Source organism: Bacillus sp. FJAT-44742, from assembly GCF_002797315.1.
GTDB classification, from domain to species: Bacteria; Bacillota; Bacilli; order Bacillales; family Marinococcaceae; genus Thalassorhabdus; species Thalassorhabdus alkalitolerans.
Map to the genome: position 1 here is coordinate 188861 of NZ_KZ454936.1, position 12787 is coordinate 201647.

Consider the following 12787-nt stretch of genomic DNA (forward strand, 5'->3'; position numbering starts at 1 on the left):
AAAGGTGGCACGTAAAGGAGAAATATTCCAGTGTGGAACTATGTTAAAGTGATTAGAGGTACGTATTTGAGAATCAATATGTCAAACAAAACGAAATCTAAATCTTTAAATCATTTGCAAAAAAGTTAAAATGCATCCAATATAGAAAGAAACGAAAAAATGGTGACTTTTCCATTATAAAGACAGGAAGTGTATGATTGATGGCAATGATAATTATCTTATTACTTATCGGTCTGCTGGCAGGAGTGTTGGCAAGTCTTGTAGGTATCGGGGGAGGGCTGATTATTGTACCAGCACTCCTTTTTTTAGGTACATATACATTGATTATTCCTGAAATAAGTCCTCAGCTGGCTGTAGGAACGTCAATGGTCGTTGTATTAGCAACAGGCCTTTCTTCTACCTTGGCTTATATGAAGCAAAAAAAAGTTGATTACAAAAGCGGCCTTTATTTTTTTATAGGCAGCGGGCCTGGGGCAGTTCTTGGGGCGTATGTGAATAGTTTTTTTGATTTTGAAGGCTTTTCTATTATTTTTGGATTTTTTATTTTAGGAATATCCATTCTCCTGATGCTTCGTCATCGCTTAAAGCCTTTCCCACTCAAACAGTCCATCCAAAGGGAATGGGAAAGTGATACAGGAGAAACAACTCTATATGGATACAGCTTAAAAGTAGCGATTCCTATTGCTTTTTTTGTCGGGGGAGTATCAGGGTTGTTTGGTATTGGTGGCGGAACAATTATGGTTCCGGTAATGATTATGATTTTTCTTTTTCCTCCTCACGTTGCTGTCGCAACCTCCATGTTTATGATCTTTCTCTCGGCAATTACTGGATCAATTACTCACGTGGCAATGGGGAATGTTGAATGGCTATACGTCTTTCTTTTAACCGCGGGAGCATGGATTGGAGCAAAAGTAGGAGCAAACCTTAATCAGAGACTAAATAGTGAGTCCATTGTTTTTCTTCTCAGGCTGGTCCTCATTCTTGTTGCCCTAAGACTGATATGGGAAGGATCTGCTCCTTTTTTTACATAATATTTATCTAGGGAGAGAGTAAAGTGATTTCTTTAAAAGAAAGGCTTCTAACAGATCTTCACAATTGTAGTAGTTATCCTGGCCTGAATGCAGAAGTACTTGCTTCCAGGCTTTCTGAAATGGCTCAGATTGGAGGCCTTCCTAATAGGGGAATTTCCAGATATGTCTACACGGAAGAAGAAAAAGAAGCAAAGGAATTGTTTAAGAGCTGGCTTGAAGATATAGGCGGACTCGTTAGGGAAGATTCAGTTGGAAATATAATCGCCAGGTTTGAAGGGGAGAATCCAGAAATGTCTGTTGTTATGACGGGGTCTCATCTGGATACCGTGCCTGATGGTGGAGCATTTGATGGAGCTTTGGGATGCATCAGCTCGCTAATGGCTGTAGAAGCACTTAGAAATTCTGAAAAGAAACATATCCGTCCCATAGAAATTGTCGTTTTTGCAGATGAGGAAGGAACTCGTTTTGGAAGCGGCCTTCTTGGCAGCCGAGCGATGATTGGAGAAGTTTCGAAGGAGGAGCTTCATCAAGTAAAAGACAACAGAGGAATTACAATTTATGAGGCGATGGAGGATATGGGCTTTATGCCCGCCAAAGTTGAAGAAAGCAAGTACCCGGAAAACAGTATTCACGCTTTCATCGAACTCCACATTGAACAAGGAAAACAGCTGGAGTATAACCAGGAAAAAATCGGTATCGTTAACGGTATCGCTGGTCCTTCCTGGCAAACGGTAACCTTTTATGGAGAAACAGACCACGCTGGAAATACACCAATGAATTTAAGAAAAGATACAGTAGCAGCCGCAGGGGAATTGATTACTGAAATAGAAAAAGTGCCAGCAGCAGTGAGCGACTCTGCTGTAGCGACTGTGGGTAAGGTTCATGTACTTCCTAACGGTTCGAATGTAATTTCCGGCGAGACAGAATTGACTATAGATATTAGAGATATAAAGGAAGAGGCTCGTAATGAGGTAATTGCAAGAGTGAAAAGTACAGCTGAAGACATTGCTGAAAATAGGCAATTAGAGATGGAATGGAAGACTCTCCTAACACTCCCTCCTGTCCCTCTTTCAAAGAATATTCAAAGGATTACAGAGGAAGCGGCCCAAAGACATGGTCTTGCTTACCGTGTGCTTCCAAGCGGAGCAGGGCATGATGCCATGAATATTGGGAAAAAGGTTTCGGCAGGTATGATCTTTGTTCCAAGCAAAGCAGGGAAAAGTCATAGTCCAGAAGAGTTTACTAACCTAAGTGACTGCCTGGATGGAATAGCAGTACTAAAAGATACGATAGAATATTTGGCAAATGAGTAATTTGTCACTCAGATATAGGAAGTCTCACGCAACTACGAAGAAGGTGAAAAAGGCCGGCCCATCAGCCAGGTCAGCTGCATTTTTAATTCATTATCTATAAATCTGCAACTGAAGGTGCCGCAATGGCAATGCCTGGGCATAAAGCGCTGCCATAGGTACGAATTTACCGTGGACACAAATGAAGTCTAGATGGGGAGTATTTCAGCAAAAAAGCCTTCTAGGAAAGCCCTTTTTCATTAGGTAAAAGGAGTGAGGAAGTTTTGGAGATATTTATAGAAGTGCTGCTTCCCATTGCTCTTATATTTATGGGAGGATATTGGCTGCAGAAAAAGCAGGTTCTGGAAATCAGGTCTATTTCTGCGGTGGCTTTATACATATTAACACCAGCATTAGTATTCAGGACTTTTTACACAACAGTGCCTGATCGCAATTACTTAATTATAGTGGTTTTTTCAATTGTCTTTCTGGTCATTATGCTTCTTTGTAACTTCATTGTCTCCAAAATATTTAAATGGGACAGTAAAACGATAAGTGGGATGAACCTTGCGACGATATTTACAAATGCAGGAAATTACGGAGCTCCCCTTATTCTTTTTGCCTTTGGGGAAGAAGCCTTTGCCTTTGCTGTTATTTATATGGTTGTTCAATCTTTGCTTATGAATACATTTGGTGTTTATGTAGCTAATAGGAGTAATATGGATGCAAGGGGAGCTATACGGATTTCTTTAAAAATGCCAGTTATGTATGCCTTGTTCCTTGGTTTAGCTCTGCAATACTTAAATATTGAAATGGGAGATTCCTATTTAGGTGCAATTGATTTATTAGCTGATTCTGCAATCCCGGTGGTAATGGTTATCCTTGGGATGCAGCTGGCGACAATATCGGTGAAAAGCTTTCAGTGGGGCCTAGTGGGATATGGTACCATACTGCGTTTAGTGCTATCTCCAGTAATTGCTTACGTACTTACGCTGATGATGCCAGCCAGTCCAACGCTTGCTGCTGTGCTGATCGTCTCTGCTTCTATGCCTTCAGCTGCAACGACAGCTATGCTGGCAGTGCAATTTGATGCAAACCCGAAACTTGTTTCTTCCATAACATTAGTGACTACCGTTTTAAGTGTACCATCGTTATGGATCCTGCTTACCTTGCTTCAATGATTATTTCAAATGTTTGACCTTACTTATTAAGGGTTATAAAAAAAGCCACCGCTCAAGAAAGGGGTGGCTTTTTCATTCATTTTAATACGGTCGGTTTATTCTGACAAAAAACTGTAAATCCAATAAAAAAAGGACTCCGACGAGTCCTTTTTGATATATGCTGTTACGCTTTTTGAACGTTAGCAGCTTGTGGTCCACGGTTACCTTCAACGATTTCAAAGCTAACTTGTTGACCTTCTTCCAAAGTTTTGAAGCCTTCCTCTTGAATAGCAGAGAAGTGTACGAATACGTCGTCTGCACCTTCACGCTCGATAAAACCAAAACCTTTTTCTGCATTAAACCATTTAACTGTACCTTGTTCCATGTGAATAAATCCTCCTATATGTGCGGATTGCCGCACGCATTATTACTATCTTGCATTACTTTCAAGAGAAAAAACTTCATCTTTACATCGCAACGAGTCAAGATAATTAATTACATCTTATCATGGTATTTTCCAGAATGCAAACTAATTTAGAAAAAAATTAAATTTATGTTTGATAAGGTAAATAGAAGCCGTTGAAACGTTATTTGATTGCTAGCCAGCCTTTATTGTAACAAAGACATTAAGTAAAACCACCAGGGCTGTAGTCGTTACTCATGGTCCTTTCCTTATTATTACATCTGCTTTTGTGATTATACAGAATATTATGCTTAAATGGTTTCTGTTATAATTGCCAAGGGGTAAGGTATTTGACATTTTCATTGTCACTTTAGGGGGATTTGCTTTAGCGGAAGTTTTTGGTATGCTTCTTCGAGGAGGAAAAAGCGATTTAGTAAGCCTTCGAATAGAGATAAAGACATCCTCAGTGCAATTGGATTAATGACTATTTCTCTTTTTAGCATCACATCATTTGTGATTCGTTTTATCAAGTATCTGAAGAACCGCAAGTAAGAGTCACTGTTAAAGTGGCTCTTTTTACGCGGAAACACTGTGTTTGGCAGGTAAAGAGGGTGAGCACCTTGATTTGGCAGCAAATCATATATATAACCCTTGCACTTATTGCAGGAGGATTTTTTTCATATTTAGGGATTCCAGCTGGATGGCTGCTTGGATCCCTTCTTTTCGGAATCATAATTGGCCTTATTTATAAAAAGCTTCCATTTGAAGGCCTCCCTTTTCAAATGGCTCTAGCAATGGTTGGGACAAGTATAGGTTTTATGATGGAAAGAGAACTGTTTATTACTTTACATATTTATTTATTTCCATTGTTAGTAACGCTTAGCTTGACCTTGGCTGCAGGTCTTTTATTCGGGTGGCTGATGTATAAATGGACAGACTTGGATATATTAACAGCCTTTTTTTGTTGTGTCCCCGGGGGGGCATCAGAAGTGATCAGTGTCAGCAGGGAGTACGGAGCAGATGACCGTATTGTTGCAGCTTTTCACACAGCGAGGATTACCTTCTTTGTCCTTGTCATACCATTTGCAGCTGGCATCTTTTACCCTGTAATAGAAACAGAAGCTCAAGTAAACGGGTCTTATACGAATCTTGCTTTACTCCTTCCTATTCTATTTGTTGTCATTTCTCTTTCTATTATCCTGAATCGAAAGGTCAAAATCCCCGCGGGAGCTCTTTTGTATTCTATATTTATCGGGTTTCTAGTAAGTGAGTTTCTGGTCCCCCTTGAATCGCCCTCTTACATAGCAGGCATTGGCCAAGGTCTGATTGGGGCCATGATTGGGATTAGATTCGATAAGGTTACGCTTCATCGCCTAAAGTTGATTGGCCTTCCAAGTGTGGGGGTCATTCAGTTATTTTTTCTGTTTAGTTTGTGTCTGGCACTCATTTTCTTTCTCCTTACACCGCTTCCTTATATGACTAGTCTTTTGAGCACCGTTCCAGCAGGGGCTGCTGAGATGGCTTCCACGGCTTTTGCACTGCAGCTTGAACCAACGCTTGTTTCAAGTCTTCACGTGATCAGAGTGATGGTGTTGTTCATGGTCCTTCCCTTCCTTTTGAAGGTCATACTAAAGATTGCTAAATAAAAAGATCTGCCCCAACTCAAAGGGAGCAGATCTTTTTCTCTATGCCGCTGATGTATACGAATCTTGTGAGCGGTCTTTTTTGTTTGATTTAATTTTGCGGATGTACCATATGCAGACTAAAACGGTAATGACTGCACCCATTGCGAGAGATACATTATAATCCATATTCAAGCCTTCCGGTGCGTAAAATACATAGGTGGAGACCATTCCGGTCATGAATAGGGCAGGGATACCGGTAATCCAATGCAGCTTGTTATTGGTAAGAAGATACATGGTGGCTGTCCAAAGCATAATGGTTGCTACTGTCTGATTTGTAAACCCGACATATCTCCATAAAAATGTATAATCAATGGTAGACAGCATGAAACAGGGAATGGTGACAGGGATGGTCGCAAGAATCACTTTCCATTTTCCTGATAAGTTTTTAAAGAGAGAACTAAAAAGCTCGGTAAGCATCATACGCGAAGAACGTAAAGCCGTGTCTCCGGTCGTGATTGGCAAAATGATCACGCCAAGAATAGCTAATATTCCACCAAGTGTTCCAAGGAGACTGGTTGAAATTTCATTTACGATCCCAGCTGGTCCTCCTGCAGCAAAGGCTTCTTGAAGGCCTCCTGTGTTACCAAAAAAGGTCATGGCAGCTGCAGCCCAAATCATAGCAATAATTCCTTCTGCAATCATTGCTCCGTAGAAAACTTTTCTTCCATCTGACTCTTTTTTTATAGTTCTTGCAATAATGGGACTCTGGGTGCTATGGAATCCTGAGATTGCCCCGCAGGAAATAGTAACCATTAACAAAGGCCAAATTGGCAGCTCCTGAGGATGCAGATTGCTGACAGTAAGGTTTGGAATCTGATGTTCAGAGAAAAGTAATGCGATGGCAATGGAAACAGCCATAAAGATCAGAATGCCTCCAAACACTGGATACACCTTCCCGATAATGCGGTTAACCGGAAGTACCGCAGCAAGTAGAAAGTATGCAAAAATAACAATAATGGCAGTTAAGAAAGTAAGAGGAGTAAGCTCAGCAATTAATTGGGCCGGCCCGGCTGTAAAAGCTGCGGCTACTAAAATCATCAGGACAATAGAGACAATATTTATTGCTGATTGCATTGTCTTTCCTAAGTACCGCCCAACGAGCGCAGGGAATTGAGCCCCTTTGTGCCTTAATGAAAGCATTCCGGAAAAGTAATCATGCACAGCTCCGGCGAATATACATCCAATGACGATCCAAATAAAAGCAACTGGACCATAAAGAGCACCTGTAACCGCTCCAAAAATAGGTCCAAGACCTGCTATGTTCAATAGCTGAATTAAGCTGCCTTTCCACCAACTCATAGGGACGTAATCCATATTATCGTTTTTTGTATATGCTGGAGTCTCGTTTTTATCATTTATTCCAAAAACTTTTTCCACGAACTTAGAATAAAATATATATCCAACGATCAGCAAAATGATAGCGAGCAAAAAGGTAAGCATGTTCTGTTCCTCCTGTTGTGTAACGAGCTAAAGATAATTGATATTTTAACGCGGTAAACTAATAAAAACAACATTTTTCAGAAAAAATATTTTATTAAAATAAATTTAAATAAATGGAAAGGATAATAGAAATATTGGTATAGTTGAAACCAATAGGGTTTCTCGGCGTATGTTTTACATGGATAGGCAAAGGAGGATCATTATGAAAAGAACAGGTGAAGTAACATTAGGAATCATTGGAGTGGTTTTAAGCGGATTGGTTTCCATTCTGGGATTCACATTAACTACCTTTATGGACTCTCAAGAGTTTCAACAGCAGTTGTCTCAAGAAATGGCTCAGGATCCAGCTATGGGAACGGAAGAAGTAAACATGGTTATAGGTATGCTTGGAACATTTGGCTGGGCTATAATCATTTCCAGTATTTTAGGCGCAGTTTTGGGAATCATTGCTGTTATTAATATCAGAGGAGGAAAAAGGAGAATTCTTGCTGGGATATTATTTTTGATAACTGCAGTGATTGTTGGAATTGGAACGCTTGGGTTTGCTTTTGTACCTGCAATATTATTTCTGATAGCAGGAATAATGGCCCTAGTGAGAAAACCTAAGCCGCCAGAAAACGAGCCAGTGTATTAATAAAGGTGGAATTTACAGATATATAATAGAGGCTGGGACAAAACTCAGCTAAATAGAAGGGCCTTCACCGTCGGTGAGGGCCCTTACTTATATTATAATTCTGTTGGTTGATTGTTAAAAATACACTCGCTTGCCGCAGGCAAGGCTTCAGCTAGCCGGGTGAATCCCCCGGCGGATCTTCAGCTCTTGCTTTTCCTGCAGGCGTCTCGTGATGTTTGAACAATCAACGTCTATGTACACAAAAAGGATACCTTCTGATAAAGTTAAATCACCACAACCTAACAGAATCGGAGGTATCCTTATGTTTAAAGATTATAACATGAATCAAGTCGTTTTGCCGATGGACCTTTCTTATAAACTCCAGGAAAATGATGTTGCTTTTGCCGTCAATGATCTCGTGGAAACCATACCGGATGAAGCATTCAGTTGCTTCCTGCGTTCAACCGGCTGTCCAGCCTACCATCCAAGAATGATGATGAAGCTGATCCTGTGCGCCTACACACAATCCACTTTCTCAGGAAGAAAGATAGAAGGGCTTTTGAAAGACAGTGTCCGTATGATGTGGCTGGCTCAAGGATACGAACCAAGTTACCGTACGATCAATCGCTTCCGGGTTCATCCTGAATCTCAGGAATTATTGCGACATTGCTTCGTTCAATTTAGATGCCAACTTGTTGAAGAAAAGCTGATTGATGATGAGGCAATCTTCATTGATGGCACAAAGGTGGAGGCAAACGCGAATAAATTTACTTTTGTCTGGCGTAAATCCGTTGAAAGGTACAGCGCCGGCTTAGTGGAAAAGTCGAATCAACTTTATGAGGAGCTGCTAAACCAGGATATCATTCCTGCCATCGAACGGGAGAATCTCGAGGAATTATCTTCTGAAGAGCTCGAAGAGGTCGTACAAGAGCTTGAGGAAACCGTTGAAGATTTTGATAAGCGAATCGAAGAATCGACAGATACGAATCCCTTTTTTGGACACAATTGAGGAAGATTTTTTCTCTTTGCCATCTTATATCGTGGCTGATGCGGGTTATGGAAGTGAACAGAATTATGAAGACGTGTTTAACAATCGTCAGCGAACCCCACTCAACACATACAGCATGTATCGCAAAGAGAAGAAAAAAGCATATAAGAACAACCCATTCAACGTAAGTAACTGGATCTTTGACCAGGAGACCGATTCTTTTACCTGTCCGAATGATAAGAAACTTAGCTTTACGTATTGGTTGACAAGAACAGATAAATCAGGATTTGAACGTAAGTTTAAGGTTTATGAAAGTAAAGATTGTTTAATGTCCTCTTCGTTCTCAGTGTACGAAAGCCAAGGAAGGAAGTAACCGCAAGGTTTATTATAATGAGAAGTGGGAAAATCAAAAAGCCTATATTCAAGAAATGCTTTCAGACGAAGAAACCGGCGAGATCTACGGGAAGCGTAAGGTCGATGTGGAGCCAACCTTCGGATTTCTGAAGGCTAATTTGCGTTTCACCCGAATGTCGGTGAGAGGAAAAAAACAGGTGAAAAACGAAATTGGATTTGCATTAATGGCGGTGAACTTGAGAAAGTACACCGTCCATAAGCCCCATCATCCCAATTCTGATCACCAAAAAGGTGCCAGCTATCTAAAATCGATAACTGACACCTTTTATTTCTTTTCAGAGACTGTTTTGTCCTAGCCTCATTTGTATTCTTCTGAATGCAAGGGGGAGGAACGTATCTTATGAGAGATGTTTTTTTCTATTATTATGATTTCCTCCCTCGGAATTCCAAAAAACCTGGAAGCGGATTCCACAGGAGGAGAAGTAAGGGATAGGAGTTCCAAGTAGTGCTCATAGCAAAAGCTTCTTTTTTTCAAAGCAAGTTTTGCTTCTTGCATATAGAGATAAACTTCCCTTTCGCGCCATGAAAGTGTAAGCAGTATTTCATTTTTGTGCAAAGTGGCCCCTCCTTTTCATCTAAAAAAAATATACTTTAATGAGAGAGAGAGGAGGGGGAATTTACTGAAACAAAATAATATTTACACAGCTTTAAAGTACCTTCCTTTTTATACGCGAGGGGGTTTTCTTTGCAAAATATTTTGTTCCCCCTGGTTAAAGTAAGTGTAAGAAGCTTCAATTGAAGCTGAAATCTGCAGTAATCCGGGCTGTACAGGAGTAGGAACTTCTTCTTGAGCCATAAACATTCCTTGCCGAGGGAAAGGTGAAATACCGGGAGGAAGCTCTCGAACGTGATTAGGGATTCTTGAAAGAGTAACTTGTATGGTGTCAGCAAGTATCGCGGCCTTTTCTGAAGCGTTACTCATCGCAAGAGACAGTGCTTCAAGATAATAGGGTGTTTGATCAGCTAAGGAAAAATTAATACTGGAAATATAATTTGCTCCTTGCGAGACAGCGGTATCAACAAGCAGACCAGCTGCCTCTATATCTTCAGAGCTAACCTCCAGCAAGTGGGTAACCTGATAGCCGCGCAAGACTTGTACGTTGTCTACAAAATCGTACATGGGAAAAACGTTTAATTGTATCGTTTGTATATTTTCTTCCGCTATGCCCAGTTCAAGAAAAGATTGCGTTACAGCGGCTATAATGTCTGCATTCTCCCTTTGGGCTTGCTCAAGGCTCACATCTTCGGTGATCGCTCCCACCTGTATGTTGACCCGGTCTGGAGGAGCGGTAATGACTGCACTTCCGTTTACTGTGATGACCCGTTTATTTACTGGCTTAGTGAAAGCAGGCTTCATGCCAGCACCTCCTTTTGATTGCATTTACAGTGTATTAAGGAATATAAAAAAAGATGCTGAAAACAATGGACAATGACAAGAAGTTTCATGGGAAGCCCCTTGAATGATAAGGATGCGAGGGGTAAGATACATAGAGCATATATGAAAAACAAAGACCTTAAAAAGTTTTAACGTTAATAAGATTGGAAATGAGGAAACAATTATGGCGAAAGCGCTTGTATTAGCAGAAAAACCTTCAGTGGGAAGAGATATCGCAAGAGTATTAAATTGTGAAAAAAAAGGAAATGGCTATTTTGAAGGAAAGGATCATATAGTTACCTGGGCATTAGGACACCTGGTGACATTAGCAGACCCTGAAGCTTATGGAGAAAAGTATAGAAACTGGAATCTTGAAGACCTGCCAATGCTTCCCCCTTCATTAAAGCTTGTGGTTATAAATAAGAGCGGAAAGCAATTTCAGACTGTGAAAACGCAAATGAACCGTAAGGATGTAAACAAGATCATTATCGCTACAGATGCAGGAAGAGAAGGAGAGCTTGTAGCAAGGTGGATCATTGAAAAATCCAAAACGAAAAAGCCTTTAAAGCGTTTATGGATTTCTTCTGTCACCGATAAGGCGATCAAAAATGGGTTTAACAGCTTAAAAGATGGAAAGCAGTTTGAATATCTATATGCTTCCGCTGTTGCCCGGTCTGAAGCCGATTGGTATGTTGGCATGAATGCTACTCGTGCTTTAACTACTAAATATAACGCGCAGCTTTCTTGTGGAAGAGTCCAAACCCCTACATTAGCAATGATTGCTAAAAAGGAAGAGGAGATTCGGGCATTCACCCCTAAAAGCTATTATGGCATTACAGCGTTAACAGACAATCAATTCACTTTATCCTGGTCTGACCCTAATAATGGTGAGACAAGAATCTTCCATAAAGAGAAAGCAGAGAAAGTGATAAAAGAAATCCAGGGAAAGAAAGCTTTGATCACTGATATTCAGGTATCTCAGAAAAAGAGCTATGCTCCACAGCTCTACGACCTAACAGAGCTTCAAAGAGATGCCAACAAAGTGTTCGGATACTCAGCTAAAGAAACCTTATCAATTATGCAAAGGCTGTATGAACACTACAAAGTGCTTACGTATCCTCGTACGGATTCAAGACATCTTTCTTCAGATATTGTGGAAACCTTAAGGGAGAGGTTGAAGGCATGCAGTGTGAAGCCGTACGCTAAATATGTCAATATCCTTTTACAAAGCCCCATTAAGACGAGTAAATCTTTTGTAGATGACTCTAAGGTTTCAGACCACCATGCTATTATTCCAACAGAGGAACCACCCTTTGTGGATGAGTTCACTGCTAAAGAAAGAAACATTTATGATTTAGTTGTAAGAAGGTTTATCTCAGTATTTTTTCCACCTCATGAAAAGGAAATTACAACTGTGAAAGCGACAATTAATAACGAAAATTTAGTTGGGAAAGAAGCAAAAGTGACAGCTCAGGGATGGAAGAAAGTGTATGAGGGTGTGCCCGGTACCACCAAGGGAGAAACAATCTCTTCTCACAACGTATCTTCTCTGAAAAAAGGTGAACTTCTTCCTCTTCTTAAGGTCACAAAAACAGAGGGGGAAACAAAACCCCCTGCTCCATTTAATGAAGGAACACTGCTCTCAGCAATGGAAAACCCGGCACATTACATGGCAGGAGAAGACAAACAGTTGCTTAAAACATTAGGGAAAACAGGCGGTATCGGAACTGTCGCGACCAGAGCTGATATAATTGAAAAACTATTAAACAGTTTTTTAATAGAAAAGAAAGGAAAAGACCTTGTGCTTACTTCAAAAGGCAGGCAGCTACTAGAGTTAGTGCCGGAGGAATTAAGAACGCCTGCGTTGACTGCTGAATGGGAATTGAAGCTGGAAGATATCACAAAAGGAAAGCTTCAAAAGGAAACCTTTATTAATGAAATGAAAAGTTATGCTGGCAGCGTAGTGAAGGAAATAAAAAAAAGCGATAAGAAATTCAAACACGACAATATGACGGGCAGCAAATGCCCGGAATGTGGAAAGTTTTTGCTTGAAGTGAAGGGCAAGAAAGGAAAAATGCATGTCTGCCAAGACCGTGAATGCGGGTATAAAAAGAACGTGGCGAAAGTGACAAACGCAAGGTGCCCAAATTGCCGGAAGAAGCTTGAATTGAGAGGAGAAGGTGAAGGACAGATCTTTGTCTGCAGATGCGGTCACAAGGAAAAATTGTCAGCCTTTAATAAAAGAAAGCAAAAAGAGAAAACCAGCAAAGCTTCAAAAGGAGACGTTAATAAATACCTGAAAAAGCAGCAAAAGAAAGAAGAGGAATTTACAAATCCAGCTTTGGCAGATGCATTAGCTAAGCTTAATTTAAATAAAGACAAGTAGTAT

9 protein-coding genes and 1 pseudogene are annotated in these 12787 nt (G+C 40.4%); 7 read left to right on the forward strand and 3 right to left on the reverse strand.

The genetic code is table 11. From position 1 onward, the window contains the following. The first annotated feature begins 200 nt into the window (after positions 1–200). The 3 genes from CEF17_RS00890 (at position 201) to CEF17_RS00900 (ending at position 3501) form a co-directional block, all read left to right on the forward strand. Positions 201–1031, forward strand: coding sequence for a sulfite exporter TauE/SafE family protein (locus CEF17_RS00890; protein ID WP_232725377.1), 831 nt, complete (start codon positions 201–203; stop codon positions 1029–1031). 23 nt (positions 1032–1054) lie between these two features. After that, positions 1055–2344, forward strand: a complete 1290-nt coding sequence (locus CEF17_RS00895; protein ID WP_100397899.1) for a Zn-dependent hydrolase — start codon at positions 1055–1057, stop codon at positions 2342–2344. 260 nt (positions 2345–2604) lie between these two features. Beyond that, entirely contained in the window at positions 2605–3501 is an 897-nt protein-coding gene (locus CEF17_RS00900) for an AEC family transporter (protein ID WP_100397900.1), read from the forward strand. Positions 3502–3664: 163 nt separating this feature from the next. Here the strand turns inward: CEF17_RS00900 and CEF17_RS00905 are convergent, their stop codons facing one another. Then, positions 3665–3865, reverse strand: a complete 201-nt coding sequence (locus CEF17_RS00905) for a cold-shock protein (protein ID WP_054637484.1) — start codon at positions 3863–3865, stop codon at positions 3665–3667. A gap of 638 nt (positions 3866–4503) precedes the next feature. Between CEF17_RS00905 and CEF17_RS00910 the strand changes: the two genes are divergently transcribed. Beyond that, entirely contained in the window at positions 4504–5529 is a 1026-nt protein-coding gene (locus tag CEF17_RS00910; RefSeq protein ID WP_157842884.1) for an AbrB family transcriptional regulator, read from the forward strand. A gap of 39 nt (positions 5530–5568) precedes the next feature. Here CEF17_RS00910 and CEF17_RS00915 read toward each other — a convergent pair whose 3' ends face one another. Continuing rightward, complete coding sequence (locus tag CEF17_RS00915) at positions 5569–7008, reverse strand: carbon starvation CstA family protein (protein ID WP_100397902.1); 1440 nt, start codon at positions 7006–7008, stop codon at positions 5569–5571. Between the two features lie 202 nt (positions 7009–7210). On the opposite strand from CEF17_RS00915, the gene CEF17_RS00920 reads away from it, so the two are divergent. Both CEF17_RS00920 and CEF17_RS00925 read left to right on the forward strand, forming a co-directional pair. Further along, complete coding sequence (locus CEF17_RS00920; RefSeq protein WP_157842885.1) at positions 7211–7642, forward strand: DUF4064 domain-containing protein; 432 nt, start codon at positions 7211–7213, stop codon at positions 7640–7642. A gap of 301 nt (positions 7643–7943) precedes the next feature. Further along, positions 7944–9319 (forward strand): annotated as a pseudogene (locus tag CEF17_RS00925) (transposase). A 368-nt stretch (positions 9320–9687) separates the two neighbouring features. Here the strand turns inward: CEF17_RS00925 and CEF17_RS00935 are convergent. Then, positions 9688–10380: an SIMPL domain-containing protein gene (locus tag CEF17_RS00935; RefSeq protein WP_157842886.1), complete on the reverse strand. Its 693-nt coding sequence runs from the start codon at positions 10378–10380 to the stop codon at positions 9688–9690. Positions 10381–10582: 202 nt separating this feature from the next. Between CEF17_RS00935 and CEF17_RS00940 the strand changes: the two genes are divergently transcribed. Continuing rightward, positions 10583–12784, forward strand: a complete 2202-nt coding sequence (locus CEF17_RS00940; protein ID WP_100397906.1) for a DNA topoisomerase III — start codon at positions 10583–10585, stop codon at positions 12782–12784. Positions 12785–12787: the final 3 nt, after the last annotated feature.

Coding starts and splice junctions, on each gene's coding strand:
- CEF17_RS00890 (WP_232725377.1), top strand. CDS start 201: ATGGCAATGATAATTATCTTATTACTTATCGGTCTGCTGGCAGGAGTG.
- CEF17_RS00905 (WP_054637484.1), bottom strand. CDS start 3,865: ATGGAACAAGGTACAGTTAAATGGTTTAATGCAGAAAAAGGTTTTGGT.
- CEF17_RS00915 (WP_100397902.1), bottom strand. CDS start 7,008: ATGCTTACCTTTTTGCTCGCTATCATTTTGCTGATCGTTGGATATATA.
- CEF17_RS00920 (WP_157842885.1), top strand. CDS start 7,211: ATGAAAAGAACAGGTGAAGTAACATTAGGAATCATTGGAGTGGTTTTA.
- CEF17_RS00935 (WP_157842886.1), bottom strand. CDS start 10,380: ATGAAGCCTGCTTTCACTAAGCCAGTAAATAAACGGGTCATCACAGTA.
- CEF17_RS00940 (WP_100397906.1), top strand. CDS start 10,583: ATGGCGAAAGCGCTTGTATTAGCAGAAAAACCTTCAGTGGGAAGAGAT.